Raw genomic sequence first — 26,355 nt, 5'->3', positions numbered from 1 at the left:
ATGGGCTGTTTAAAACGTTAGCTTATTATTTAAAACTGCGCTGTAAGTGTTAAAGCCGCAGTACGTGGTGCACCAATAAAGTAGGTTGAACCATTACCTGTGCCACCTGCTAGGTATGATTTATCAAACAGGTTATTCACCACAAATGCAAGGTCGAGTGATTTGAACACACCTGAATCAAGGCTAGTGTTATAACCAATGTTTAAATCAACCAAGGTGTAGCCATCAACCTTGTTTCGCGAACGGGTTTGTTCATCAGTCCATGCACCTAAACGCTCACCTGTGTATTTAGCCGATAAACCAAAGCGGAAATCACCACTGTAATAGTCTGCCGATACCACAAATAAATCTTGTGCCGAGTCAATGACTTCATCACCCGCTTTGAAGCTTGCAGATGCTTCCTCAAGTAACTCACCATCACTGTTGTAAGCACTTGGATCGTTCGATTGATACTCAGAGTTATTGTACGTATAAGATGTGTAAAGGTTCCATTTGTCAGTCAGCATATAACTTGCTGATAGCTCAACACCCGTTGACTCAATACCACCTACATTGATGTAAGATCCGTTCGTGCCAATGGTGTAATCAATACCATCTGTATCACTGCCCGGGGCAATAAAGGTAATACGGTTATCAAACTCAATGCTATAAGCTGTTGCTGTTAAGCGTAAACGGTCATCACTGTAACGTACACCTAGGTCGATGTTTTCAGCTGTTTCAGGTTCAATCTCGGTCAGTGTCGATGAATCACGTTCAAGTACACCATCTTTAATTGCCGCAAAGTTTTCGCTGTAGCTGCTAAATAGCTCTGTGCTTGCTGATAGCTGATACAACACACCACCGCTAAACAGTACGTCTGAATCACTGTCGATTTTATCTGAGTATTCATCTTCAAAATGGTTATAACGCTGAAGCTCAACAAGGTACTGTTTAGCCCCTAAATTAAGTGTGAAATCACCTAAACTGATTGAGTCTTGCACATACCATTTAAAAGTATCCGTTTCGAAGGTGTTTTTGTACTGAGTCCAATATGGCGTATGATCAAAATGATGATAGATACGGGCATCAATCACTTTATGCCAATCTCGTGATTCATCACGATCTGTTTGTTCAAACCAAAAGCCAGCTTCAATGTCATGATTGCCAAGAGTTACTTGGTACTCGCCAGTCATACCTAAGCGGTCTTTTTTGTAGTGAGTATGACGATAAGACATAACCGGAATGGCATCATCAGGGTAACAGGCCGGGTTTAAGCCTGGGCCTGAAGACCATGGCCATTCTAAACTTGCCGTACAACCTGCAGCAGGTGCAAGTGGGTTGCCATCGCTGTCGGTAAAGCCGTAGCTGCCAGCATTTTCACCACCAATTGATGTTGGGTTGCCATCACCATTAACAGGTGACGTTAAATAAGGCGGAATCCAATCACCACGACCCGAGTTTTTATGGTAATAAGGCGATATGCTTAAGTTTGAAGTGGCACTTAACGCGTAATCAAACTTTACATAAGCAAGGGTATTTTCGCGTAATGTACCCCAGCCCTCAGCAAACATTTGATCAAAATGAGGCACACCGGTCCAATTCCACGTTAAACGATCCCAATCAGGGTTTTGTTCAAATTCGCTAATGCTGATGCTGTTATAGTTAATTTCGTGAACATCATCATACGAAACACGACCTGTTATTGTCAGGTCGCTAAAATCCGATACAAATTTAGCCTCAATGTGCTGATTGTCCTTACCGCCATTGCTGCCATCACCAATCCAACGGCTAGTATCTGTTTGCGAGTAGCTGATATAGGCTTGCGTATTATCGAACACCGTGCCGGTTTCATGTTTAACAAAGTAGCGGCTAGCATTGTGATCGCCTGTAGTGTAAGCAAACGTGGTGCTTTGCTCTGTACTCGGTTGTGCACTCACAAAATTAAAAGTACCGCCTAGCGCTTCTAGTGATGCAGAGGCAATATCAGAAGTACCTTGCCCTACCTCAACAGTTGCTAAATTTTCACTATCTAGATAACGGTTTGCTTTTGCACCGCCACCATAGTTAGAACCACCATTAGGAATACCATCAATGGTCATACCTAATTGCTGTTGATTACCATCAATACTAAAACCACGCATAGTAATAGTGGTTGACCAATCGTCACCACCAAATGCATCACCTTCGTTGATGCTAATACCCGGTAGGTTATCAATTACGGCTAACACACTTGATACTGAACTTTGTTGCTCAAGCATGGCAGGTTCAATGACGTTATTGGCATAACTGGTTGGCTTTGCAACCACCGTAATTTCTTCAATTTCGTTATTCGTGTTTGCATTTGCTGATGTTGCTAAAAGCGTTGCTATTAAAAGGCTTAGCTTTGTTTTTTTAGTTACTGTGCTCATTGTTTTTCCAAGGTTACGTATTTGTAAGCGGGCACAGTATGCAGAGCGCGTATGACATTTAGGGTCAAAATTTTTGACACAATAATTAAAAAATTAATGCATTTAGATGGCAGATTTAAGACTTAACTGATTAATAAATAAGAAAGTATTAGAAAAGCGCCCAATTAAACTAACAGGACGCTTTTTGGTTGGATAATGTTATTAGGTGTTTTAAATCAATTCAGCCAGCATTTCTTCACTGTATGGTGTTAATTGCTCACCATTTTTAACTTTGCTGATGTAATCCGGATTCGCAATGAATGGACGACCAATCGCAATTAAGTCAAATTGGTTGTTATCGATAGCTTGATTAGCTGACTCAAAGGTATAGCTCCCTACACCGACTAAAGTACCTTTGTATGCACCGCGCATATATTCAGACGTTGTTTTATTGTCTAAGCTTTCAAAGCGCATGCTGTCATCAAAAATTCCAGCATGTAAGTAAGCAAGTTTACGTGTTTCCAGCGCTGATAATAAATAATCAAATACAGCTTTATCACCTTCGCTTTCAGTCATATTAAAATACGCACCAGGCGATAAGCGTAATGCTGTTTTATCTGCACCAATTGCTGCAATCACTGCATCGACGACCTCTAGGGCAAAACGTGACATGTTTTCTGGTGTTTGACCATATTGGTCTTCACGTTGGTTTGCAGCAAAATGTAAGAATTGATCAATCAAGTAACCATTTGCGCCATGAATTTCAACGCCGTCAAAACCCGCTTCAATGGCGTTTTCGGCCGCTTTTGCGTAATCAGCAATTAAACCTTGGATGTCTTCAATAGTGGCAGCTTTTGGTGTAACGTAAGTCAGCTCACGCATTCTTGGTACCGACCCTTCAACGCCGATTGCAGATGGTGCCAGTACATCACCTCCAAAGAAATGTGGGTGAGCCACTCGCCCTACATGCCAAAGTTGAGCAAACATTTTCCCACCTTTAGCGTGCACAGCATCCGTGACTTTTTTCCAACCTTGAATTTGCTCACTGGTAAATAGGCCCGGTGTGTTTGGGTAACCTTGGGCATCTGGGCGAATAATGGTTGCTTCACTAATAATTAAACCGGCATCGGCACGGCGCGCATAGTAATCAACCATCGCTTGGGTTGGCACTAGGTTATCGTCACTCATACAGCGAGTAAGCGGTGCCATCAGTACGCGGTTTTGTAATTCGATACTGTCATTTAACTTAAACGAAGAAAGTAAATCGGTTTTCATGGTTCTATCCTTATCTTGAACATACATTCAAGATAAGGGCGATATAAACTAACTTCAAGGTTTATTTTGAATAATCGTTCAAGATTACGTAAACTTCAATTGTAAATAATAGGAGCATTAATGAGAACTGCTGAATTTGATACTGAATTTGTACTTCGCCAAGCTATGCATGCGTTCATGCAATTTGGCTATGCAAAGACCAGTATGCAAAAATTAAAGGAAGTGACTCATCTTCATCCAGGCTCTATATATGCCGCTTATGGCAATAAAAAAGGTTTGTTTTTGGCTGCCACCGAGCAGTATCAAAAAGATAGAAACCAACAATTTACGGCACTTTTTAATGATCAACAGTCAGTGTTATCAACCCTCAAACATTACCTGACTGTGATTGTTGATGAATGTATTGAAGGTGAAGTTGCCAAGGTGTGCTTACTTACAAAGAGTATTTCTGAGGTTGAAGGCAACGACCCACAAATTTGCAATGTGCTACGTGGTAATTTAAACGCATACGAGCATGCCCTCGCACAGCAAATTCAAAAAGCCCTTGATAATAACGAATTTGCAAGTAGCAAGTCAGCTCAGCAACTGGCACGCTTTTTAGTCATGGGCATATACGGTATTCGTACCTATGCGCTGACAAATCAAGACCCAAAATCTCTGCAACAACTTGCAGACGATCTATTTGCTGCATTAGTAAATTAATTTAGCTAATAACTTTACTTGTCATATTAATTTATCACCTTATGATTAAGGTGTAGCTGTGTATAACTAAAAGAGTGAGCCTGTCATGAATAATGCAACTGCCAAACGTGTTGAAACTGAATTTGATGCTGTACTCGCCTTAGGCGCTAAGAAACGACTCGCTTATATGTTTGAAACGGTTCAAGAGTTTAAACAAGTGTGGATCCTCAATGATGAGCATGGCTGTGTGATGCTCTCTAATGAAGACGATGACTGCGTGCCTGTATGGCCTAGTCGCGAATTCGCGCAAAGCTGGGCAACCGGTGAGTGGCAAGACTGTACGCCAAAAGCCATTCCAGTCAAAGACTGGTTAAGTCGCTGGACTTCGGGACTCGAACAAGATGATTTATTGATTGCTGTGTTTCCGACAGAGCAAGATGACGGCACGATTTTATTCCCCGATGAATTTGACTCACAACTAAGAATGCCAAAAAGACGTTTTTAAACTAAGAGAGCCATGTGCTCTCTTTTTTTATGCTGTTTGGTGCTGTCGTATAGCCGAAATATCTTTTATGGGGGGTTTACCAAAAAAGCGCGTGTACTCACGACTAAATTGAGATGGACTTTCATAGCCTACTTTTAGTGCTGCAGAACCAACATCAATTCGTTCATTCAACATTAATTGCCTTGCCGCTTGCAACCGCAAGTTTTTTACGTATTGCAACGGGCTCATCTTTACCACATCACGAAAGTGCAACCTAAATGTCGAAGGACTCATGTGTGCATCACGAGCCAAATCATCTATTGAAAATTGACTAGTAAAGTTTTCTTTTAACCAGCACAATGTTTTCGCAATTTTCTGATGCGCAGAGCCAGACATCACAATCTGCCTTAAATACGGACTATGAGGACTATTTAACAATCGCAATACAATTTCTTTTTTAATAAGTGGCGCAAGATTAGCTTTTAATTGAGGTTCATTGTCTAGATTGAGAAGCCGATGAAGTGCATCAAGCAAGCCATTATCTGTGTCAACCACAGACATTGCTTGGTGTTTAGGGAACTTGTCTTGCCCTGTAAATTCCATTTCAGCAACGATGTGGCTGATTTCATGAACATCTAAGCGTAAATAAAGGCCATAAAACGGCTGCTCTTTACTGGCACGAGTAATATGCGACGCAACAGGCACATCGACTGATGTTACCAATGATTGGCCGTCAGTGTAATCATAACTATGCTCACCTAGCACAACTCGTTTTGCACCTTGCAAACTAATACCAAGTCCTAATTCATACACGCAGGCCATCGGTAATGAAACTTCGCTTCGTCTGAACACTAATAACTCTGGAATAGATGTTTCAAAACTACCATCTTCTATCGCTATCGCTTTCACTGTTTCAATTAATGCCTGACGCATTTAGATTACCTCTTAAATATACTCAATTAAGTGTATCACCGTAAATTAAGGTTAGGACCATTTAAGGTAACAGTTCGTTGTTTTAGGCAAAAATTAAATCATTTATGGCAAGCAGAAACCGCCGTGATCAACCATAATGTATTTTCAAATTTTCGATTGCATGCTCTTTGCAATCAGCTTCTACTGCAAAACCTCAATATATTCAATACCTAAAATCAAAAGAGAAATTATGAACTTAAACAACACGGATTTATTTGTGTTTGTCGCGATCGCTGCTTTGGTCACCGTTCATGACAAGCCTTTGTTAAAACGAGCATGTCAGCACGCACTTAATGATGGCGTATCAATGCAAGTGTTATGTGATATTTTACCGCATATTAGTGTGTATTCTGGGGTGCCAAAATCGTTAATGGCACTAGAGGTTTTAAAATCAGTTGATGATATTCAAGGTTCAAATGCATTGGTAATCAAACGCACAGAGCAACAACTAAAAACACGCTCACATTTGGCCAGCTTCCGTTTGGTTTAGACCAGCAAAACAACAGGGTATGTGAGCTTGCCTCTTTAGGCGCATTATTTGCGTTAGAGGATGCCAGCAGCTTAGTTGGCGAGCAACTTAAACGCTGCATATTACTAGGCTATAGCCGTGCGCAACTTGAATTATTAGTGATAGAGCTTGCCAGAAAGGTCAGCAGCAATATAGCCATGCGGGCCAAGTGTAATCTCGAAAAGCACTTTGCTATGGTGGGGTAAATTTAAGAAATGGCGGTGACGGAGAGATTCGAACTCTCGACTGTCATCCACCTAAATAAAAACCTTTAAATTCAATACCATAATGCTACACTACCTCAGCTTTTTGTACCAGCCTTTTGTATCAACCAAAGTTAAGCAGTTTAGGTATTTAACATTTTCATGTTAGGATTCAGAAAGTTACAAACTAATTATAAAACAAAGGATTGATCGAGATGACCTCAAACAGCCAATCACTAATAACTAGCTGCAAATATAAAGAGTGGCTTGATAAATACACTTTCGAAAACTGTAAGCTCAATAGAGGTGAATACGGTGAGTTCCTAGCTAGTTATATTACTGGGGAACATGACGGCTTTGTTCTAAACCTTAACGGAGCATGGGGAACGGGTAAGACCCAATTTCTAAAACGATTTTATTCAGAGTTATGCTCGAAAGGCCATCCCACTATTTATATTGACGCTTGGGAGAGTGATTTCTCAGAAATACCTTTGTCTGTGGTAGCAAGTGAATTGATAAACCAATTATCTAAGATAAATGAAGATATTGGTAATGAGTTCGATAAAGTCCAACATTTTCTGGGTAAAGCTTTAAAAGGAACTGTAGTTGCTGGTGCTGGGCTACTTACAAAACACCTTCTTGGTGAAGCTAGTGTAGGTACTGAAGTAACAAAAGCTTTATTTGAAAAGGAAGATCAAGACTACTTAAAAGCCGTAATGGACAATCATGTCGAGCAAATCGATGCAATCAAAGACATACGTGATCAATTAGCTCAATTAGGGGAAGTACTGAAACAAAACTTTAGTTACGAGTTACCTGTTATCGTTTTAATCGATGAACTTGACAGGTGCAGACCTAGCTATGCAATCGAGATGCTTGAAGTTATCAAGCACTTCTTCACTACTAAGAACTTTGTTTTTGTAGTAGCAACTGACAGTGAACAATTACAACACTCAATTAAAGCAATTTATGGCTCAGATTTCGATTCAACAATATACCTCAAAAGGTTTTTCGATAGAGAAGCTAGTCTAGACAAACCAAATCTAGCAATGTACTTAGGAATGCAAGATCTAAAATCTGCATATGATTGTGAAGGGGTTCATCTCTATCCTATAGTTGTTAATCACTTATCTGATAATGGCTTAAACGACTACATATGTTGGATTGCACAAATTTACGACTTGAGTCTGAGAGATTTAGATCAACTCGTTGCAAAGCTAAAGGCGTGTCTTAGGTACGCCTCTAGTGAGTTCCAACAAACAAATGGTATACAATATATAAATATCTTTACCTTACTGTTGGTTTTAGCTGAGATGGACACCAAAAAATATGTTTTCGGTCACAACGATGGAACTTATCCTGAAATAGTAACAAACATGCAAAATATGCAAATAGGTAACCCCAGTTATGCTGATAACCCAACCAAATTTAATAATTTCGCTTCATTAATGGTTCATTGCTCAAAAATGCATGATATTACTTTAAATAATAGTCATGTCCGAGAGCATAGAACCACCGTTATAGGAGCACACAACCATTTCACAAACAGAGCAACTAGCGCAGGAACCATGTCCGAGGTTGCGTTTTATGAAATCGCTAATATTTACAGAAAACATAGAGAAGAAGCCAAACGTTCATCAACTAGTAGATTTTGGCTTTGGAGTGATTACATAAAAATTTCCAAACTTGCTGGCAGGCTGGACTAGTCTGGATTCAAACCGCATGATGCGGAAATTGGACACCTTGGAGAAGCCCCTGAAGAGTCTGTCCAAAATCAGCCAATGGCCGAAAATGGGCAACCTGAAGAAGCTCAAGGTGTTCAATAACGGCAAGATGCCAAAAATGAACACCCTGAAGGTTAAGTTAGGATCACGAACAAAATAGACGAAAAGTAAAACACATATTGTGTAAACGCAGTGACCCGATGCAATCGCTAAGGTAACCTATTACCTCCACCCCTCCCCCCTAGGGGGGCTACCCTTCGATAATGCACCATTAGTGGAAACTTCCAAAGGGGGGGGATTAAAAGCATTCAGTAGTAAACAGACGTTCTATTTCTTTATCCGTATACCCCTTGCCCTCTTCTACTTCAGTTTTCCTTAGGGATGTACTTACTTTTACACCAAATACAGGGTTTTTAGATATAAGCTCTAAATCTACTGCATATGAGAAAACTGTAGATAGCTGACGCAATGAGTTTTTAACAGTTGAAGCGGAAATAGTATCTAGAGACTCTGTTTTAACAAGGTTAATTTGGTCTTCTATTGGCTTACTACGAATACTTTTATTTTTCGATTTAGGTAATTGTAATAAGGTATCACGGAAGGCCATTACATCACTACGAGAGATATCTGCAATGTTCTTGTCACCAATAATTTCTATAAAGCGATCAACCTTAAGGGTTGTTTCATTAAGTGTCTTCACGCGGCTCAGAGAGCCTTTGTGTTTGATCTTTTCTGACTTGAAAAACTCTTTTGATACTGTTGAAAGACTATCTTTACTTACATTAGTGATTTTACTATAGACGGGTGTCCTTGGTGATATTTCAAAAGACAGTGGTTCTTTAGCTACCTTAATCTCAACTGGTTCATATCCATAATCATTTTTATATCGAGCTCTACACAACTGCTCAAGCTTTATCAAGTAAGGGTAGAATGCAACAGCTAACTGCCTGTAACTAGCGCTAGGAAATGGTAAAACAATATCTTCACGTTTCAATTGGGTATCAATTTCATCTTTTAAATCTTCAGCTAGCTCATTCAGTTGCTGCTCTGAAGCTGAGTCGAGATCTTTGCCTGAAATTGATAAAGTGTCAGAAAGCCCAAAATCTGTTTCATATCTAACTACTTCTGTCGTTATCTTTCCTTTAGCATTAATTGTATCTTTTAAACCATTATTAAAAGTTTTAACTAAGTGATAATTGTGTCCCTTTGAATTATCAGCTTTAACCTTTGAATATTCGTACCAACGTTCTGCAATGATCACACAATCTTTGTAATTAAGCGCAACATTAGCCTCACCAGTGAGTTTTAACTTGGCTAATTCAATCTTATGCAATGCTTGTTGATAATGCTCACTGTGTAAACGTTTTGCTTCGCTTAAGTTAGTCGTACCTAAAGATGCCTTGAATTCACGTTTACCTATAGTTGAACGGAGGTCTTTAGGAACTCCCATTCTAAAATAATAAATACCCGATTTTGGGTGTCTTTGTGGAGAAGCCGTAATTCCCATTTGTACTAACCTTTTGTACCAGTTTGAAGATGTAGTGATTTCCCTGCAGGCCAATAAACATGGGCATCACAGGATAAAAGGCTTTGAGGTAGGATGGCGGTGACGGAGAGATTCGAACTCTCGATACGTTGCCGTATACACACTTTCCAGGCGTGCTCCTTCAGCCACTCGGACACGTCACCTTAGGCGCTTATAGTTTAGCGCGGCGTTATAGTATGAAAACAACCCTATAGACGCAAGGGCTTTTTAAAATACGGTGGTTAAGTGATTAGTAATCAAACAAAAAAGGCAAGGTATAGACCTTGCCTTTTGTATATATAGACGATTCGCTCTCAACGTTGAAGCGTTGCTGAGAAATCTAACATACGGTTAAGCGACTTTAATGCGCCTTCGCGTAAATCCATATCTACAAATACTTCTTTACCCTCAGGGTCTGTCAGTGCTTCTTCAATCGCTTTTAAGCCGTTCATTGCCATCCACGGGCAATGTGCGCAGCTTTTACAGGTTGCGCCTTCACCGGCTGTTGGTGCTTCAAAGAACTCTTTCTCTGGGCATAACTGCTGCATTTTGTAGAAAATGCCTCGGTCAGTCGCTACGATGAACTTTTTATTGTCCATAGTTTGCGCAGCTTTAATAAGTTGGCTTGTTGAACCAACCGCATCAGCTAAGGCTACAATCTCCGCAGGAGACTCTGGGTGAACCAATACAGCCGCATCTGGGTGTAAGGCTTTCATATCCTTAAGTGCTTTGGTTTTAAACTCGTCATGAACGATACAGGCGCCATTCCACATGATCATGTCTGCACCTGTGTTCTTTTGAATGTAAGAACCTAAGTGTTTATCTGGACCCCAAATGATTTTTTCGCCTTGCTCATCAAGGTGCTCAACGATTTCTAGAGCACATGAAGAAGTAACAATCCAATCTGCACGGGCTTTCACAGCTGTTGATGTATTTGCATACACTACTACCTTGCGATCAGGGTGCTGATCACAAAACGCTGAGAATTCTTCAATTGGGCAACCTACGTCTAATGAACAAGTTGCAGCAAGCGTTGGCATAACAACTGTTTTATTTGGCGTTAGGATTTTTGCTGTTTCGCCCATAAAGCGAACACCGGCTACCACAATTACATCTGCGTCGTGCTTAGCGCCAAAACGCGCCATTTCTAGCGAGTCAGCAACACAACCGCCTGTTTCTTCAGCTAGTGCTTGAATTTCAGGATCAGTGTAATAATGGGCAACAAGAACCGCGTTCTTGTCTTTTAATAATTGTTTGATACGTGCCTTATACTCTGCTTGCTCGTCTTTTGATAACGGTGCAGGCTTTGGAGGGAAGATATAATCTTCAGGCATAATTTGTTCAGCTAGACTCATTTCTCGACCACTTAGTCCACAGTGCATTCATGGCGCGAATTATACGAGAATCTTAAGCTAAAGAACAGTATTGCTGTGTGCTGTTAAGATAAATAAAGGATAACTTAGAAAGAAAAGATAAATCAGGAATGGTGGGTCATGATGGACTTGAACCATCGACCAATGGATTAAAAGTCCACTGCTCTACCAACTGAGCTAATGACCCGCTCTGGATATTAAGATGCGTAAATCCGCCGATATGAGACCATTCAAAAAGAATGGTGGGTCATGATGGACTTGAACCATCGACCAATGGATTAAAAGTCCACTGCTCTACCAACTGAGCTAATGACCCGCTCTGGATATTAAGGTGCGTAGATCCGCCGATATAGAACCATTCGAAGAATGGTGGGTCATGATGGACTTGAACCATCGACCAATGGATTAAAAGTCCACTGCTCTACCAACTGAGCTAATGACCCGCTCTGTTGCTTATAAAAAGCTGCGTAAATCCGCCGATATAAGACCATTCAAAAAGAATGGTGGGTCATGATGGACTTGAACCATCGACCAATGGATTAAAAGTCCACTGCTCTACCAACTGAGCTAATGACCCGCTCTGATGCTTATAAAAGCTGCGTAAATCCGCCGATATGAGACCATTCAAAAAGAATGGTGGGTCATGATGGACTTGAACCATCGACCAATGGATTAAAAGTCCACTGCTCTACCAACTGAGCTAATGACCCGCTCTGACGCTTATAAAAAGCTGCGTAAATCCGCCGATATAAAGCCATTCAAAGAATGGTGGGTCATGATGGACTTGAACCATCGACCAATGGATTAAAAGTCCACTGCTCTACCAACTGAGCTAATGACCCGCTCTGATGCTTATAAAAGCTACGTAAATCCGCCGATAGAAAACCATTCAAAGAATGGTGGGTCATGATGGACTTGAACCATCGACCAATGGATTAAAAGTCCACTGCTCTACCAACTGAGCTAATGACCCGCTCTAATGCTTTTAAAAGCTATACGTAAATCCGTCGATTAAAGATTACCATTCTGAAAGAATGGTGGGTCATGATGGACTTGAACCATCGACCAATGGATTAAAAGTCCACTGCTCTACCAACTGAGCTAATGACCCGCTCTTTTTTCCGCATTTCGGCTGTTGTTACCAATCGCCTGCTGCGGGCGCTTATAATACTTATTTAAATGCTGAGTGCAACAGAAAATATCTCTTTTTTTAAGTTTTTATGTCTAGTTGCCTAATTTTAGACCGCTTATGTCAAAAAGCAGTCTAATCAGGTCAAAACTACATTTGCGACAGACGTTCTGTGGCTAATTTTGCAGCGGTGGTACTTGGGTACTGATTAATTAAATCATTAAAGGTTTTAAGGGCTTGTTCGCCTAAACCTTGCTCCGCTAATAAGTTTCCTAACTTTAACATCGCATCTGGGCGTTTATTAGAATTAGGGTATTCATTCACAACTACTTTGAAATGCTCAGTCGCACCTGCTTGATCGTTTTGAATTGTTAATAGCTGACCTAACCAATAATGTGCATTAGATGCATATACTGAATTAGGGTAAGTAGTTAAGAATGTTTGAAACTCCGGAATTGCTTGCTCATAACGTTTATCTTTCATTATTAACGCCACTGCACGCTCATAGGCTTCATTTTCAGATAAATCTGAACTAATTGCCTGTGATGCACCTACATCCGTATAAGAGTTAGTAGGTTGAGTTTGTGCGGCAGCGGGCTGGCTATAAGCTTGGCTGACTCGGTTTTCAATCTCTTGATAAAGCTCACGCTGACGCTGAAGTACTTTTTCAAGCTTGTAACTTTGCTCTTCAGTAATACCACGAACTTGGCTCACTTCGTCTTGTAAGATATTGAGCTGTTGCTGAAGCTCAGCTTGCAATAAATTACGTGACTTCATCATGTTTTCTAATGCGATTAAACGCTTTTCAATGCTCGATTGCGAGCTTGCAGCTTCTGAAACAGGAGCGGGAGCAGCCCATAACTGGGTGCTCCCGCTTAAGATCATTGCTGCCAAAATAATTTTCGGCTTCATAATGACTCTTTATTAGTAAACTAATACTGCGCGACGATTCTTCGCGAACGCTTCTTCAGTGCGAGACTTAACCATTGGCTTCTCTTCACCATAGCTCACTACTGACATTTGGCTAGCAGAAACACCTAAGCTTTGTAGGTATTTTTCTACTGCTTGACCACGATGCTCACCAAGTGCGATGTTGTACTCAGGCGTACCGCGCTCATCAGCGTGACCTTCGATTAGTACTTTAACTGATGGGTTTTGTACTAAGAATTCTGCGTGTGCTTGTAAAAGCTCCGCGTATTTGCTTTGGATTTTTGCGTTATCAAAACCAAAGTAGATGATTTGCTCTTGACGTAACGCTTCGTACTTTTCACGAAGTGCTTCTTCAGCTTGTTGCTCTGGAGTAAGCGTTGCAACTTCAACAGTATCAGTGTTTGATTGCTCAACCATACCTTGGTTAGATTGGTTTGCAGCACCCTCATCAACACCTGAAGAAGAGCTACACGCCGCTAATGTCATCACTGGCACAGCAATAAGCAGGCCTTTTAAAGTTTTATTAAGTTGCATTGAATTGATTCCTATATTGAGTAAACCAGTAAAATTACTGTAAATAAGGCGACCAAGCTGGCGCCTTAACTTGTCCATCTAGCACAGGTAAGCGAGCTTTAAAGCGACCGTCCATAGACACTAACGCCAACACCTGTTTATTATTATGAAGCGTGCTGTAGATAATCATCGAACCGTTTGGAGCGATACTCGGCGATTCATCTAGGCGAGTTCTTGTTAATACTTGAAACGCACCTGTAGCTAGCTCTTTTTTAGCAAGATGGTATTGACCGTTAGTACGATTCACCATCACTAATTCTTTTCCGTCTGGTGAAATCGAACCTGCTAAATTCATATCACCATCAAACGTCATACGTTTTGCTCTACCAGTTTGCAAATTTAACTTATAAATCTGGGCATTACCACCCCTTTCAGACGTAAACACGATATCTTGCCCATTTGGGTACCAAGAAGGCTCTGTATCGATACTACGATGATTTGTTAAACGCTTTTCTTTGCGAGTTGCAAGGTCTAAAACATAGACTTCTGTTGCACCGTTACGGTCTTTTGAAAGTACTAATAATAGTTTTTTACCATCAGGTGAAAACTGTGGTGCACCATTAATACCTGGATGGCTTGTGATTAACTCACGTTTGCCCGTATACAAATCTTGAATGTAAATTTGGCTTTGACGATTTTCAAAGGTTACATACGCAAGCTTAGTACCATCTGGTGACCAAGCTGGGGACATAAGTGGCTCTTTAGAACGAAGCAATACTTGCTCATTGTAGCCATCATAGTCAGCAACAACGAGTTGATAAGGCTTCGGTTCATTATCACGTACAATAACGTAAGCAATTTTTGTTAAAAATGCACCTTTTTCACCCGTAAGCGCTTCGTAAACTACATCGCTAATACGGTGCGCATAACGGCGAAACCCTGTTTCAGATATAACACTCTCACGAGCATCTAATACATGGTCTTGGCTCTTCACTAATTGACCATTACTCATCATTTGCGTTTCGCCGCCTGTAATTTGACCACGGATCACATCGATAAGCTCATACTTTACTAAGTAACGTCCACCCGGTTGTTGCTCAACTTGACCAACAAGTACCGCTTCAACACCTTGATTGACCCATGCACCATAATCTACATCAGCATCTTTGCCGGGTAATTGAGGCATACTTGTCACATCAATAGGTTTAAATTTACCACTACGCATCAAATCAGCTGCAATAACGGTGCTCAATTTTTCAGGGATGGGACCAACGCCCTGGTATTTAAATGGAACAACCGCTATTGGGCGTGCTCCATCAATACCTTCAGTGATAACAATTTCTAGTGCAGCACTGGCAATGCCATGAAAGCCCAGTAATACAATAAAACATGCTGTTTTTATCTGGTTGAACATATCATTCCTTTAGAATTCTGGCTTAATTGTTAAGTTAATATTTTTCAGTTGCTCGAAAACATCTTTATCAGGCGAAACTGGTAGTGTATCGGCCATACGGACAGCACGAAGAGCAGCTTCACACACTAATTTATCACCACCAAGTGATTTTACTTGAGTTACTAACCCGTTAAAACCAAGGCGAATATTAACGCGACATTGCTTATTCTTCATTTTTTCATCAATAAGTAAAGTTTGTTGAATACGCGCCATAATTAACGCTTTATATTTATCAACTTCACTCAAGACTTGTTGCTGACGTATTTTATTTCGTGCAGCCTGCTCAGCAGCTAACTGCTCTTGCAGCATTTGTTCTTGCAATGCCTGCTGACGTTTACGCTCTGCTTCAGCTTCTTTACGTTTGCGTTCAGCTTCAGCTTCAGCAGCTTTACGCTTGCGCTCTGCTTCCGCTTTCTTTAACGCCTCTTCTTCAGCTTTACGTTTTTCAGCTGCGGCTTTTGCTGCGGCTTCAGCTTCTTGCTTTTGCTTTTCAGCTTGCTTAGCTTTGGCACGTTCTTTCTCTTGTATTTCACGTGCTTTCTTCGCTTGTGCTTCAGCTTCTGCTTTTTCTTTCTCTTTCGCTCGGCGTTGTTGCTCTAACTTTTTAAGACGACGGTCTTCAGCTTCGCGTTGCTTACGTGCGTCATTTGCACGACGTTCAAGATCTCGAATTCGCTTTGCTTCGGCTTGTTTTTTTGCTTCTTCTTGCTTTTTAAGTTCAGCAATTTTCTGCTCAACCTTTTGTTGATCAACCGTTACTGCAGAAACCGCTTTTTCTGGTTCAGGCATAGCCGGATTCAATGTCACTTCCATTACCTTAGGAGCTGGCATATGAAAGTTCGCTGATACGACTAAGAAAACAATAATACCAAGGTGCAATAGAAGCGACTTTATTACTGATTCACGCATACTAACCCTCAAATGACTCAGTCATAAGACCCACTGAAGGCACACCGGCATTTTTCAAAAAGTCCATTAACAGCAACACTTCTTGATAAGAAACACGACCAGAACCTTTTATCATAACCGGAGTATCGGGGTTTTTCTGAAGTTGTAATTTTATAACAGCAGCTACATCAATTGCTTCCATAGGAGCTTCTGGATCAGTGCCGATACTTACATAGTACTTACCTTCAGCATCAATTGACGCAATGATAGGTGGTGTATCTTTGGTATCTACAAGATCCGATTCTTCCATTTTCGGCAAGTCCACTTTTACACCATGGGTAATCAGTGGTGCAGTTGCCATAAATATAATAAGTAGTACCAACATTACATCAATGTAAGGAACTACATTTATCTCACCTACTGGGCGACGTTTCTTACGCTGATACATTCGCTTTAGCCTCTATTTGCGCAGCTGCTTGGCGGTGTAAAATATTGGCGAACTCTTCCATGAAGTTAATGTAATTACCTTCAAGCTTTTCTACTTTGTTTGCAAAACGGTTGTACGCAATAACTGCAGGGATTGCAGCGAATAAACCCATCGCTGTTGCGATAAGTGCTTCGGCGATACCCGGCGCAACCATTTGTAAAGTTGCTTGCTTAACTTCACCTAATGCAATGAATGCGTTCATGATACCCCACACCGTACCAAAAAGGCCGATATAAGGACTAATTGAACCCACTGTCGCTAAAAACGATAAACTTGATTCTAGTTTTTCAACTTCGCGTGACAACGCAACACGCATTGAACGATGTGTGCCTTCCATTACGATGCTTGCACTTTGCGGTGAATTTTTCTTATGTCGTGCAAACTCCTTAAAACCAGCAACGAATAATGCTTCAACACCTGATGCGCCACCAGGACGAGCTGAAACTTCATTATATAATTTACTTAAGTCTATTCCTGACCAAAACTTTTGCTCAAAGCGCTTAGCGCCATTAAGTGCATCAGAAATCGCTTTTTTACGTTGAAAAATAATTGCCCATGACATTACCGACATGCCGACTAATGCCAACATTACTAGCTGGACAAGTACACTGGCTTCTAGAATAAGATCTAAAAAGTTAAGCCCTGATCCCACGTTAAACTCCTAAAAATAGATTTCTATGTAATTTGTTATATTTTTTACACTTGTATTTATTGACCACAAACATGGCCAAAAGTTACAACTAGTGTATCTAGTCAATTATGAACTGACAACGCTCTTGCTGTGAATTAGCGGCAAATAACGGTAAAAAGCAATTTGCTTAGTTATTTTTTAGCCAGATTGAATTTTACAAATACTTTTATGCATATTTTTACCTTAATAATAAGTCACTAGAGTGACGCTTAAAAGCAACCAAAACAATCAAAAACACGACGTTTATTCATAAATTACGCATAAACACCCAAAAGTACTTTTGCAAATCTACTACAGAATACTTAAACTAATCCTGAATACAGAATATGAATTTTATAAAAACCACTCTATTCATGCAGTTAAAGAGAAAATAACCACAAAGCGAACAAAAAGAAAACAATAGAATTTTTTGCTCACATTAGTTTTTTTAATCTGAAAATTAAATTTTTCTAGTTTGAAGAAAAATCCATCATTGCGTATTATTTACCTATACCGAGCTAGCAACCTCATGAAAGTTTCTTTCATTAAGCTCCGTTTTTAGCAATATGAAGTTTCGTATTGCTCTAGGTTTACTGAAATCAGGATAAAACCTTCTTTTAGTAGACCCTAGTTCCCTGAATTACTTCCTTCAACTTGTTGTTTGCCCGCATCCTTATGCGGGCTTTTTTTTGCCTGCGCAAACGTCAACGAGAATACCTATCAAAAACTTAACAGCATGTGAATTACAGGTGTTAGATGACTCTTGCCGGTATGCGGTATGCGGTATGCGGTATGCGGTATGCGGTATGCGGTATGCGGTATGCGGTATGCGGTATGCGGTATGCGGTATGCGGTAAAATCTATATTGCCATTTAAAAAGTCAACTTATCTCTATTAAAAAGCAGCCCTCTCGAGCTGCTTAATACTTATAACTTAAAGCTTTTGTAACTAACCTGAGTTTTGTTATTTATCTGGGGTTAGTCCAAAGTGCAAGTAAGCGATGTCTGATACAAGTCGTCCGCGCGGGGTACGTTGTATAAAGCCTTGTTGAATTAAAAACGGTTCTATTACATCTTCTATCGTTTCTTTTTCTTCGCCTATTGCAGCTGCAAGGTTATCAAGGCCAACTGGGCCGCCCATAAATTTTTCGATAATAGCTAATAGGTATTTTCTATCCATGTAGTCAAAACCGCTTTTATCGACATCAATCATATCGAGGGCTTGCTCTGCAACCGATGCGTTAACTTTACCGTCAGATTTAACTTGCGTGTAATCACGAACACGGCGTAACAAACGGTTCGCTATTCGCGGTGTGCCACGTGAGCGCTTGGCTATTTCTGTGGCTCCTTCATTGCACATAGTTAAATCTAAAAATCTTGCTGAACGAGCAACTATTTTTGATAAATCTTCAACCGAATAAAATTCTAAACGCTGCACTATGCCAAAACGGTCTCTCAGTGGTGAGGTGAGTGAACCTGCACGGGTTGTCGCACCTATTAAAGTAAATGGCGGTAAATCAAGTTTAATTGAACGTGCGGCTGGGCCCTCACCGATCATAATATCCAGCTGATAGTCTTCCATTGCTGGATACAAAATCTCTTCGACCTGCGGGCTCAAGCGGTGAATTTCGTCAATAAAAAGTACGTCACCTTCTTCAAGGTTAGTTAAAAGAGCAGCTAAATCGCCAGCTTTTTCGAGTACTGGCCCTGACGTTGTTTTAATATTAACGTTAAGCTCGTTGGCAACAATGTTTGCAAGTGTGGTTTTACCAAGACCCGGTGGACCAAATATTAATAGGTGATCCAAGGCTTCGCCACGATGGCGAGCCGCCTCGATAAATATTTCCATTTGTTGCTTAACATGCGGCTGGCCTGTGTAATCTGTTAACAGTTTTGGCCGTATGGCACGATCAACACTGTCTTCGTTACTTTGTTCACTCGCATCTATTAAGCGATCTGCTTCTATCATGGTTTACTCACAACATTGATTTTAGAGCTTCTTTAATTAGAACCTCTGTCGTCATATCTGGTTTGTTCACTGCTTTCACCGCTTTTTGTGCTTGCGGTAGCTTATAACCTAATGCCACAAGTGCAGACACTGCATCATCGGCAGCATTATTTGCCACTAGGGTATCATCACTTGCAGGCTCAATGACGGCATTATCGCTAAATGGTGTAAATAAGTCATTACCCCAATCTTTCAGTCTGTCTTTCATTTCGAGTACTAAGCGCTCAGCAGTTTTTTTACCAACCCCCGGAAGTTTAACCAGTGTGGTTGCATCTTCATTGTTTACACAACTTACAAATTGCTGTGCTGACATACCCGATAAAATCGCAAGTCCTAACTTTGGCCCTACGCCATTAGCCTTTAATAGCTCTCTAAATAAAGCGCGCTCTGTTTTATTGTTAAAACCAAATAATAGCTGGGCATCTTCACGTACCACAAAATGGGTATAAATAATCGCTTGCTCACCTACTGCGGGTAAATCATAAAAGCAGGTCATAGGCATTTGCACTTCGTAGCCTACACCACTTACTTCAATAAGAATTTCTGGCGGCTGTTTTTCAACAAGTAAGCCATTTAATCGACCAATCATATTACTTCCTTAATCGTCCTCTTACGGTTTTGCTCGCACTGCCCGCAAGTTTAATTAAATTTTGTTCTGAGTGTGCATGACATATAGCAATTGCTAGAGCGTCAGCGGCATCGGCTTGAGGTGTGCCTGGCAGCTTTAAAATATTCTTTACCATATGCTGTACTTGAGACTTATCGGCTCCGCCATTACCCACAACAGCTTGCTTGATTTGCCTTGCTGAATATTCATAAACTGGCAGCTCAGCCATTGAAGCGCCAACAATGGCAGCGCCACGAGCTTGACCAAGTTTAAGTGCCGAATCAGGGTTATGTGCCATAAACACTTTTTCGATAGCAAAGCTGTCTGGGGAGAATTGCTCTACCAATTGACTGATCCCTTGGTAAATCATTTTTAAACGAACAGGAAAATCGTGTTCTGCCAATTTTATGCAACCACTTCCTAAATAAGTGAACTTAGCACCTTGGTGAGCAATCACGCCGTACCCTGTTAATCGTGAACCAGGATCAATCCCTAAAATAATCGCCAACTAACTGACCCATCTATTATCATTATTATCTGTGTTAATAATGCCAGAGCACTGTATAAATTACCAGTAACCAATTGCAATTCATAAAAAATGCCCGCAATTGCGAGCATTTTATAAACGCGTTTTTAGTTAGAATCTTATGCCAGTGAGCGTAATAAGCCTTGGGTATTTTTTCGCATTGTGCGCGCTATCATCAAATAACCCAAACATGCCACAAATAGGCCTCCTACTGCTGGGCCAATAAGCCAAATATGAGGATGGAATTTACCTGCTAATTCGAACATCTGTTTTTGTACAATTAATAAAGCAATATCACTGACAATGGCAGCGACTAAGCCTGCCGTAACCCCTAATAATAAAAACTCATATAAGGTGGCATTTTTAATTAAACGCCCTTTAGCACCTAAAGTTCTTAGGATGACAATCTCTTGCATACGCTCACCCAAACTTGCTTGTACTTGTGAAATAAGCACTAAAGCTCCACAGGCAACGACAATTGCTAGTACAAAACCAATCGCTAATGATACTTGCTCTATTGTTGAGCGAATCTGTTTAATAAAGCTTTCAACATCAATCACATTCACTGTTGGGTATTGACGCATTAACTCATTAAATTCGCGTTTTTTATCCGCTTTTACATTCACCGATGAAATATAAGTAGCAGGAAAACTGGCTAGCACATCAGGACTTAAAATAATAAAGAAGTTAGGTTTGAGTGTCGTCCAGTTAACTTTTCGAACACTGGTAATTTTTGCATCGAAAGACTGTGCACCTATTAAGAAAGTAAGCGTATCACCTATTTTTACATCTAAGCGTTTAAGCATAGACTCTTCAACCGATGCCTCAGCCACTGAGTTTTCACTAAACCATGCACCGTCGATAAGCTCGTTTTGATTTGGCAAGTCCTTGCGCCAAGTTAGGTTTAGCTCACGGCCAATGCCAGAGCGAGCTTCTTCGTCTTTCTTTTCGTTATCTTCTTGCGATACTTCGCGGGCAACCAGCTCACCATTAACGGCGTTTACACGGCCACGAACAACAGGGTAAAAATCAGACGTTGGCATATCATTTTGCGCTAAGAAACTAGTAATAGGTTCTAGTTCTTGCTCAGTAATGTTCACTAAAAATGAATTAGGTGCATTTTCTGGAAGCTGTGACTGCCAATCCGAGATCATGTCGTTCTTCAATACAATTAAAAACAGTAACAATTTTATAGCCAATGCAAAGCTAATTAATTGTACGGCATTAACGTTGGCACGCTTTTGAATTGATGCTATAGCCAATGACCAACTATTACCTGGGCTTAAACCGAGTTTGCGACCACCGCCAAAAATAACCTTTGATAAAGCAAATAACACCGCGATTAAAAATGCAGTTGAAAGAAACAAAATGGCACTTATTTTGATGTTATTACTAAACAACCACATGAGTAAAAACACAGTAAGCGCCGACATAGCCAAGTGTACTTTACTAACCAATAAACGGTCGCCTAAATTACGGCGCAACACGCGCAGCGGAGGAATATCAAATAAATCGAGTAGTGGTTTAATAGAAAACATTACCGCACAAATCACGCCGGTGCTAATAGCAATAATCCACGGTTTAGCAGATGCACTTGGTAGTGCAGTGCCCATGGTCTGTGCTAAATAATCTGTTGCAACTGCTTGTAAGCCATAACCAATCAGTAAACCAACTATGACCGACATTGAACAAACAAGGCTCAAGTGAAGTAAATAGATTTTACGTATCATAGCGCGGCTTCCGCCCAGCGTTTTCATCATGGCAACCGGGTCATATTGACGCTCACAATACCGTTTTGCCGATACCGCAATAGCAACAGCGGCTAAAATAATGCCAAGTAAACCAGCTAGCAATAGATAGCTCTCGGCACGATTTAAACTATTAGAAATAGGAGACTGGCGGTCTTTAACACCATACCAACGCTGGTTTTCTTTCATTTGTGGTTTTAACCACGCATAGAAGGTATCTAAATTGTCTTTGCTGCCAGCATAAAGCTGACGATAAAACACTCGACTACCCGGCTGAATTACCTCTGTAACGGCTATGTCTGCTTCATTAATTAAGATTCGCTGGCTGCTTGAAAACACATTAAACGGTGCATCAGGCTCTTCGGCTACAACATGACTAGCAGTAAACGTAGCAGCGCCAAGCTCTACTTTATCGCCCACTTTAATGTTTAACGCATAAAACACTGATTCACTTAACCACACTTCACCACGACTTGGGATATCAGCAGTTACTTGTGGTTGATCAGTCAGGCTAGTTTTTACTTTTAACTCGCCTTTTAACGGATAGGTGTTTGATACCGCTTTCACCGAGCCAAGCTGCATTTCGTCACCAGCAAATAACATGGTATCGAAATAGGTTATTTTAGCGGTACGTAAGTTTTCTTGGTTGGCTTTTTCTAAAAACTCGGCAGGTAAAGCATGGTTACTTGCTAAAACGCGATCAGCAGCAATAAAGGCACTGCTTTTTTCTTCAATACTTTGACCAATTCGGTCGGTAACCATAGACAGTGTTAAAACAGTGAGAACAGCTAAGGCAATTGCTGCACTGATCACTGTTAACTCACCGCGTTTAAACTCACGTGAAAACAGTTTTAGTGCTAATTTAGCCCACATTCGCTTGCACTCCTTCGCTTTCTTTTACAGTTACTAACTGCCCTGCTTCAATGTGTAAAATTTGCTGACACTTTTGTGCAAGCTGCTCATCATGCGTTACTAAAATAAGTGTCGTGCCGTGCTCTTTATTTAATTCAAATAATAATGACTCAATTAATTTACCGTTTTTGCTATCAAGGTTCGCTGATGGTTCATCGGCAAATAAGATTTTCGGTGTACCAATAAATGCACGCGCAATAGCTACACGCTGCTGCTCACCGCCAGATAATTGCGATGGGTAATGGCCAACACGGTGACTTAAACCTACTTTTTCAAGTAGCTCAAGCGCTTGCTGTTTCGCGTCTTTACTACCGGCAAGTTCAGCCGGTAGCATCACGTTTTCAAGTGCTGTTAAGCTTTGTACAAGCATGAAAGACTGAAACACAAACCCCACTTTTTCGGCGCGAAGTGCCGCGCGTGCTTCTTCGCCTAATTCGTGCAAAGCAGCACCATCTAAATAAATACTGCCGCTAGTTGATTGGTCAAGTCCGGCTAACAAACTTAATAAAGTAGACTTACCCGAACCAGAGGTGCCCACTACTGCAACTGAGTCACCCGACTTGACATTAAAGCTGATGTCACTGAGGATGGTCAAGTTGCCCTCAACCGTGGTGACCGTTTTAGAAAGTCCTTTAACTTGAATGATGTTTAATTGAGAAAGCGCTGACATATGATGCATCCAATCCTACGTTTTATATTCGTTTTACTGTTAGTAATCAAACCACTTACGGCAGCAGCTGACAACACAATTTTAATTTTAGGTGACAGTTTAAGCGCCGCATACGGCCTTAAACAAGAACAAGGCTGGGTTAAATTGTTACAAGATAAGTACGATGAAAAAGACCAATCTGTATATTTAGTAAACGCTAGTATTAGTGGTGAAACTACCGGCGGCGCCTTAAGACGACTCGACGCGTTACTAAGTGAATTTGAACCCACTCATGTGCTTATTGAGCTTGGCGGAAACGATGGTTTACGTGGTTTCCCTATTAAACGCCTGCAAACTAACCTACGTGATTTAATAGCGAAAAGCCAACAAATTGGGGCGAAAACCGCCATAATGGAAGTACAAATTCCACCAAACTATGGTCCGCGTTATACCAAACTTTTCACCGATAGCTTTAAAACTATTGCTGATGAAACAGATTCTGAGCTCATGCCTTTTTTCATGCTTAATATTGCAGGCCGTCCTGAGCTTATGCAAAACGATAACCTCCACCCTAACGCCGATGCTCAACCATTAATACGCGACTTTATGTACAAAACGATCAACGATTGGCTAGATTAACCACTAGCCCATTGATTTAATACCGATTGCCTGAACAATAAACAGGCAATCGAACTGCGCTGATATTGATTTTTATAAAAAAAGCCGTACTATGACTTTCAACGTCGGCATATAGCGCAGCTTGGTAGCGCACTGTCATGGGGTGTCAGGGGTCGCAGGTTCAAATCCTGCTATGCCGACCATTTTTCTACACTCTATTCAATAATTTACTTAACTTACCTATTTACTTTATCGCACCATACTTAACTAAATTTATTTTCTCATTTTTAGGTTTGATTAGGTGTTGATTGGGGGGATATATAGGAAGACAGCTAATGGCACCTTTGTTACCTTCCTCACGATAGAATTTATAAAAAGCTTTTCAGAAAAAAAATTTGTAATAGAGGGGCAATGAACTGTAGCACCTTATATCTGAGCTTATGCTTTTAAAAATTAGGATAGAACTGCTCCTAACTGATAGGTTTGAACGAGAAGCAGACAGCCACTCTAACACGCCTTTGGACAAAAATGAGTTACGCCTCAGGTTCCGCTCATGAAATTTCGCGACTTTCAAGTTTGATTAAGTTCTATTAATTGGACTTCCCTGTGTATTGCGCACATCCAAATTTGTAAAACTCTGGAAACCCACACTGCCTTTTACTTTAAAAGGTTTTTCAAACCCTCAAAAATAACTAATCAATTTGGGCTTTCTGAGGGCTAAAAATTTTTCTGAACTTTCTTCTTTCCATACATCAATTTATATAAATGCTGTGAATAAAAATTATAATTTTTATATATATCAGTTGTATAAAAATAAATTCGTACTAACCTTAAAAGGTACATACATGATAATGGAATATTTATGAGTGGACTTCATACCACCGTCAAGGTTGTAGGTTCAAAATGTAATTACGATTGTGAATATTGTTTTTACTTAGAGAAAGATACCCTTCTGAAATCTAATAAGTCGATGCAACAGGATACTCTCGAAGCATACGTACGTAATTACATTAATAGTCAAAACACACCCGAGGTTGAATTTGCTTGGCACGGCGGTGAACCCACATTGGTTGGGCTTAATTTTTTTGAAAAAGCTGTCGAATTTCAAAGAAAATATGCAGGCCAAAAAGTTATTAAAAACACCATCCAAACTAATGGCTCCAAATTGAATAACGATTGGTGTCGTTTTTTTAGAGAAAATAACTTTCTTGTAGGAATTAGCTTAGATGGCCCCGAATGGCTACAAGCAAAATACCGTACTAAACAAGGTAAGAGCGCATTCAACGAGATCCTCAGTGCGATTAAGCTTTTACAGAAAATGAATGTGCAATACAACGTATTAGCTTGTGTTACTAAAGAGTATTGCCAACATGGTGAAGAAATTTATACCTTTTTTCGTAAGCATAAGATTAAACATATTCAGTTTTCCCCAGTTGTAGAATCACTACCCTCAAAAGATGAACAATCTCGAGGTCAGCACTTTGCCAGTAATCTCATTTTTTCTACTGCTAAATCCTACCAACAAAATAAATATAACCCACTTTCTTGGGCTGTAGATGCAAAGGAATACGGAAAGTTTCTTGTCGATATATTTAACCTTTGGATCAAAGAAGATGTAGGTAAGGTTTTTATTTTAAACTTTGAGCAGGCGTTAACTCAATATATTGGTAACCCCTCACCTAACTGTATTCACGCAAAAAATTGCGGCTCATCTTATGCCGTAGAGGCTAATGGCGACGTTTATTTTTGTGATCATGTTGCTTATCCCGAGTCAAAAATAGGTAATGTGATGACGAGTTCTTTTCAAGATATTGCTTCAAATAATAAAGATATTTTCAATAAAGAATCTCGTTTATCTGAACGATGTAAAAAATGTAATGTTCGTCAGTTATGTAATGGGGGTTGCCCTAAACATCGTTACCTTGCAGATACTGGCGAGTATGAGAATGTTCTGTGCGACGGGTATTTTCATTTTTTCAACTCAATCCAAAAGTATTTACATGCTATGACTCAATTACTGGCTAACGGTTACCCTGCTAGTTATGTCATGCAAGCATTAAATGGTCCGTTAATTCTGAAATCTTCTAACAATTAAAAGGGATAAAAC

The 26,355-nt window shown here is 40.3% G+C and carries 22 protein-coding genes and 10 tRNA genes; 7 read left to right on the top strand and 25 right to left on the bottom strand.

All coding sequences use genetic code 11. The features are described 5' to 3' along the window. Window positions 1-29: 29 nt before the first annotated feature. Both J8Z25_RS07585 and J8Z25_RS07580 read right to left on the bottom strand, forming a co-directional pair. The gene (locus J8Z25_RS07585; RefSeq protein WP_167658850.1) at window positions 30-2,387 is read right to left on the bottom strand and encodes a TonB-dependent receptor domain-containing protein; all 2,358 of its coding nucleotides are present in this window, start codon (window positions 2,385-2,387) and stop codon (window positions 30-32) included. A gap of 210 nt (window positions 2,388-2,597) precedes the next feature. Next, entirely contained in the window at window positions 2,598-3,641 is a 1,044-nt protein-coding gene (locus J8Z25_RS07580; protein ID WP_167658851.1) for an alkene reductase, read from the bottom strand. Window positions 3,642-3,761: 120 nt separating this feature from the next. Between J8Z25_RS07580 and J8Z25_RS07575 the strand changes: the two genes are divergently transcribed. Together J8Z25_RS07575 and J8Z25_RS07570 are read left to right on the top strand one after the other, a co-directional pair. Further along, a complete protein-coding gene (locus tag J8Z25_RS07575) occupies window positions 3,762-4,343 on the top strand; it encodes a TetR/AcrR family transcriptional regulator (RefSeq protein WP_130051697.1) in 582 nt (193 codons plus the stop codon). Between the two features lie 85 nt (window positions 4,344-4,428). After that, complete coding sequence (locus tag J8Z25_RS07570) at window positions 4,429-4,827, top strand: DUF2750 domain-containing protein (RefSeq protein ID WP_130051698.1); 399 nt, start codon at window positions 4,429-4,431, stop codon at window positions 4,825-4,827. A 27-nt stretch (window positions 4,828-4,854) separates the two neighbouring features. Here the strand turns inward: J8Z25_RS07570 and J8Z25_RS07565 are convergent, their stop codons facing one another. Continuing rightward, the gene (locus J8Z25_RS07565; RefSeq protein WP_130051699.1) at window positions 4,855-5,739 is read right to left on the bottom strand and encodes an AraC family transcriptional regulator; all 885 of its coding nucleotides are present in this window, start codon (window positions 5,737-5,739) and stop codon (window positions 4,855-4,857) included. A gap of 229 nt (window positions 5,740-5,968) precedes the next feature. Here J8Z25_RS07565 and J8Z25_RS07560 point away from each other — a divergent pair, with 229 nt between their 5' ends. Beyond that, window positions 5,969-6,268 (top strand): carboxymuconolactone decarboxylase family protein, encoded by a 300-nt coding sequence (locus tag J8Z25_RS07560; protein ID WP_250661926.1) that lies wholly within the window; start codon window positions 5,969-5,971, stop codon window positions 6,266-6,268. Between the two features lie 436 nt (window positions 6,269-6,704). Continuing rightward, a complete protein-coding gene (locus J8Z25_RS07555; protein WP_178926868.1) occupies window positions 6,705-8,195 on the top strand; it encodes a KAP family P-loop NTPase fold protein in 1,491 nt (496 codons plus the stop codon). A gap of 316 nt (window positions 8,196-8,511) precedes the next feature. Here J8Z25_RS07555 and J8Z25_RS07550 read toward each other — a convergent pair whose 3' ends face one another. The 22 genes from J8Z25_RS07550 to J8Z25_RS07445 form a co-directional block, all read right to left on the bottom strand. Next, a complete protein-coding gene (locus J8Z25_RS07550; RefSeq protein WP_178926867.1) occupies window positions 8,512-9,720 on the bottom strand; it encodes a DUF6538 domain-containing protein in 1,209 nt (402 codons plus the stop codon). Window positions 9,721-9,814: 94 nt separating this feature from the next. Continuing rightward, window positions 9,815-9,902: transfer RNA gene (locus J8Z25_RS07545), tRNA-Ser, on the bottom strand. A 150-nt stretch (window positions 9,903-10,052) separates the two neighbouring features. After that, window positions 10,053-11,093 carry a quinolinate synthase NadA gene (gene nadA, locus J8Z25_RS07540; protein WP_054561293.1) on the bottom strand — a complete coding sequence of 347 codons (1,041 nt, stop codon included), beginning with the start codon at window positions 11,091-11,093 and terminating at the stop codon, window positions 10,053-10,055. Window positions 11,094-11,222: 129 nt separating this feature from the next. Then, a tRNA-Lys gene (locus J8Z25_RS07535) sits at window positions 11,223-11,298 on the bottom strand. A 53-nt stretch (window positions 11,299-11,351) separates the two neighbouring features. Next, window positions 11,352-11,427 (bottom strand) — tRNA-Lys (locus J8Z25_RS07530). 51 nt (window positions 11,428-11,478) lie between these two features. Next, window positions 11,479-11,554, bottom strand: a tRNA-Lys gene (locus J8Z25_RS07525). A gap of 58 nt (window positions 11,555-11,612) precedes the next feature. Beyond that, window positions 11,613-11,688: transfer RNA gene (locus J8Z25_RS07520), tRNA-Lys, on the bottom strand. Window positions 11,689-11,745: 57 nt separating this feature from the next. Continuing rightward, a tRNA-Lys gene (locus J8Z25_RS07515) sits at window positions 11,746-11,821 on the bottom strand. Between the two features lie 56 nt (window positions 11,822-11,877). Continuing rightward, a tRNA-Lys gene (locus J8Z25_RS07510) sits at window positions 11,878-11,953 on the bottom strand. Between the two features lie 55 nt (window positions 11,954-12,008). Further along, a tRNA-Lys gene (locus J8Z25_RS07505) sits at window positions 12,009-12,084 on the bottom strand. A gap of 62 nt (window positions 12,085-12,146) precedes the next feature. Then, a tRNA-Lys gene (locus tag J8Z25_RS07500) sits at window positions 12,147-12,222 on the bottom strand. A gap of 168 nt (window positions 12,223-12,390) precedes the next feature. Next, window positions 12,391-13,152 (bottom strand): tol-pal system protein YbgF, encoded by a 762-nt coding sequence (ybgF, locus tag J8Z25_RS07495; protein WP_130051702.1) that lies wholly within the window; start codon window positions 13,150-13,152, stop codon window positions 12,391-12,393. A gap of 12 nt (window positions 13,153-13,164) precedes the next feature. Beyond that, window positions 13,165-13,704 carry a peptidoglycan-associated lipoprotein Pal gene (pal, locus tag J8Z25_RS07490; RefSeq protein ID WP_130051703.1) on the bottom strand — a complete coding sequence of 180 codons (540 nt, stop codon included), beginning with the start codon at window positions 13,702-13,704 and terminating at the stop codon, window positions 13,165-13,167. A gap of 34 nt (window positions 13,705-13,738) precedes the next feature. Then, window positions 13,739-15,097: a Tol-Pal system beta propeller repeat protein TolB gene (tolB, locus tag J8Z25_RS07485; protein ID WP_178926866.1), complete on the bottom strand. Its 1,359-nt coding sequence runs from the start codon at window positions 15,095-15,097 to the stop codon at window positions 13,739-13,741. A 9-nt stretch (window positions 15,098-15,106) separates the two neighbouring features. Continuing rightward, complete coding sequence (tolA, locus tag J8Z25_RS07480) at window positions 15,107-16,045, bottom strand: cell envelope integrity protein TolA (RefSeq protein ID WP_167658576.1); 939 nt, start codon at window positions 16,043-16,045, stop codon at window positions 15,107-15,109. Between the two features lies 1 nt (window position 16,046). Next, a complete protein-coding gene (gene tolR / locus J8Z25_RS07475) occupies window positions 16,047-16,472 on the bottom strand; it encodes a protein TolR (RefSeq protein ID WP_130051706.1) in 426 nt (141 codons plus the stop codon). Further along, window positions 16,459-17,163, bottom strand: coding sequence for a protein TolQ (gene tolQ, locus J8Z25_RS07470; protein ID WP_130051707.1), 705 nt, complete (start codon window positions 17,161-17,163; stop codon window positions 16,459-16,461). Before tolQ ends, tolR begins: the two co-directional genes overlap by 14 nt. Window positions 17,164-18,144: 981 nt before the next feature. Beyond that, a complete protein-coding gene (gene ruvB / locus J8Z25_RS07465) occupies window positions 18,145-19,149 on the bottom strand; it encodes a Holliday junction branch migration DNA helicase RuvB (RefSeq protein WP_130051708.1) in 1,005 nt (334 codons plus the stop codon). A gap of 7 nt (window positions 19,150-19,156) precedes the next feature. Beyond that, window positions 19,157-19,777, bottom strand: coding sequence for a Holliday junction branch migration protein RuvA (gene ruvA, locus J8Z25_RS07460; protein ID WP_130051709.1), 621 nt, complete (start codon window positions 19,775-19,777; stop codon window positions 19,157-19,159). Between the two features lies 1 nt (window position 19,778). Further along, entirely contained in the window at window positions 19,779-20,303 is a 525-nt protein-coding gene (gene ruvC / locus J8Z25_RS07455) for a crossover junction endodeoxyribonuclease RuvC (protein WP_250661925.1), read from the bottom strand. Window positions 20,304-20,440: 137 nt separating this feature from the next. Continuing rightward, a complete protein-coding gene (locus tag J8Z25_RS07450; protein ID WP_250661924.1) occupies window positions 20,441-22,942 on the bottom strand; it encodes an ABC transporter permease in 2,502 nt (833 codons plus the stop codon). Continuing rightward, window positions 22,932-23,651, bottom strand: a complete 720-nt coding sequence (locus J8Z25_RS07445; protein WP_130051711.1) for an ABC transporter ATP-binding protein — start codon at window positions 23,649-23,651, stop codon at window positions 22,932-22,934. The genes J8Z25_RS07450 and J8Z25_RS07445 overlap by 11 nt, the downstream gene beginning before the upstream one ends. On the opposite strand from J8Z25_RS07445, the gene J8Z25_RS07440 reads away from it, so the two are divergent. From J8Z25_RS07440 to J8Z25_RS07430, 3 genes are all read left to right on the top strand, one after another. Beyond that, window positions 23,652-24,269, top strand: coding sequence for an arylesterase (locus tag J8Z25_RS07440; RefSeq protein ID WP_130051712.1), 618 nt, complete (start codon window positions 23,652-23,654; stop codon window positions 24,267-24,269). A 105-nt stretch (window positions 24,270-24,374) separates the two neighbouring features. Further along, window positions 24,375-24,451, top strand: a tRNA-Pro gene (locus J8Z25_RS07435). Between the two features lie 659 nt (window positions 24,452-25,110). Then, window positions 25,111-26,343 (top strand): anaerobic sulfatase maturase, encoded by a 1,233-nt coding sequence (locus J8Z25_RS07430; RefSeq protein ID WP_130051713.1) that lies wholly within the window; start codon window positions 25,111-25,113, stop codon window positions 26,341-26,343. The last annotated feature ends 12 nt before the right edge of the window (window positions 26,344-26,355 follow it).

Source organism: Pseudoalteromonas sp. SCSIO 43101 (assembly GCF_023650775.1).
GTDB classification, from domain to species: Bacteria; Pseudomonadota; Gammaproteobacteria; order Enterobacterales; family Alteromonadaceae; genus Pseudoalteromonas; species Pseudoalteromonas apostichopi.
This window is presented reverse-complemented; position numbering and strand designations above follow the sequence as displayed.

Excerpts from the sequence above, each read along its gene's own strand:
- J8Z25_RS07585 (WP_167658850.1), bottom strand. The coding sequence starts at position 2,387 with ATGAGCACAGTAACTAAAAAAACAAAGCTAAGCCTTTTAATAGCAACG.
- J8Z25_RS07580 (WP_167658851.1), bottom strand. The coding sequence starts at position 3,641 with ATGAAAACCGATTTACTTTCTTCGTTTAAGTTAAATGACAGTATCGAA.
- J8Z25_RS07575 (WP_130051697.1), top strand. The coding sequence starts at position 3,762 with ATGAGAACTGCTGAATTTGATACTGAATTTGTACTTCGCCAAGCTATG.
- J8Z25_RS07570 (WP_130051698.1), top strand. The coding sequence starts at position 4,429 with ATGAATAATGCAACTGCCAAACGTGTTGAAACTGAATTTGATGCTGTA.
- J8Z25_RS07565 (WP_130051699.1), bottom strand. The coding sequence starts at position 5,739 with ATGCGTCAGGCATTAATTGAAACAGTGAAAGCGATAGCGATAGAAGAT.
- J8Z25_RS07560 (WP_250661926.1), top strand. The coding sequence starts at position 5,969 with ATGAACTTAAACAACACGGATTTATTTGTGTTTGTCGCGATCGCTGCT.
- J8Z25_RS07555 (WP_178926868.1), top strand. The coding sequence starts at position 6,705 with ATGACCTCAAACAGCCAATCACTAATAACTAGCTGCAAATATAAAGAG.
- J8Z25_RS07550 (WP_178926867.1), bottom strand. The coding sequence starts at position 9,720 with ATGGGAATTACGGCTTCTCCACAAAGACACCCAAAATCGGGTATTTAT.
- nadA (WP_054561293.1), bottom strand. The coding sequence starts at position 11,093 with ATGAGTCTAGCTGAACAAATTATGCCTGAAGATTATATCTTCCCTCCA.
- ybgF (WP_130051702.1), bottom strand. The coding sequence starts at position 13,152 with ATGAAGCCGAAAATTATTTTGGCAGCAATGATCTTAAGCGGGAGCACC.
- pal (WP_130051703.1), bottom strand. The coding sequence starts at position 13,704 with ATGCAACTTAATAAAACTTTAAAAGGCCTGCTTATTGCTGTGCCAGTG.
- tolB (WP_178926866.1), bottom strand. The coding sequence starts at position 15,097 with ATGTTCAACCAGATAAAAACAGCATGTTTTATTGTATTACTGGGCTTT.
- tolA (WP_167658576.1), bottom strand. The coding sequence starts at position 16,045 with ATGCGTGAATCAGTAATAAAGTCGCTTCTATTGCACCTTGGTATTATT.
- tolR (WP_130051706.1), bottom strand. The coding sequence starts at position 16,472 with ATGTATCAGCGTAAGAAACGTCGCCCAGTAGGTGAGATAAATGTAGTT.
- ruvB (WP_130051708.1), bottom strand. The coding sequence starts at position 19,149 with ATGATAGAAGCAGATCGCTTAATAGATGCGAGTGAACAAAGTAACGAA.
- ruvA (WP_130051709.1), bottom strand. The coding sequence starts at position 19,777 with ATGATTGGTCGATTAAATGGCTTACTTGTTGAAAAACAGCCGCCAGAA.
- J8Z25_RS07450 (WP_250661924.1), bottom strand. The coding sequence starts at position 22,942 with ATGTGGGCTAAATTAGCACTAAAACTGTTTTCACGTGAGTTTAAACGC.
- J8Z25_RS07445 (WP_130051711.1), bottom strand. The coding sequence starts at position 23,651 with ATGTCAGCGCTTTCTCAATTAAACATCATTCAAGTTAAAGGACTTTCT.
- J8Z25_RS07440 (WP_130051712.1), top strand. The coding sequence starts at position 23,652 with ATGATGCATCCAATCCTACGTTTTATATTCGTTTTACTGTTAGTAATC.
- J8Z25_RS07430 (WP_130051713.1), top strand. The coding sequence starts at position 25,111 with ATGAGTGGACTTCATACCACCGTCAAGGTTGTAGGTTCAAAATGTAAT.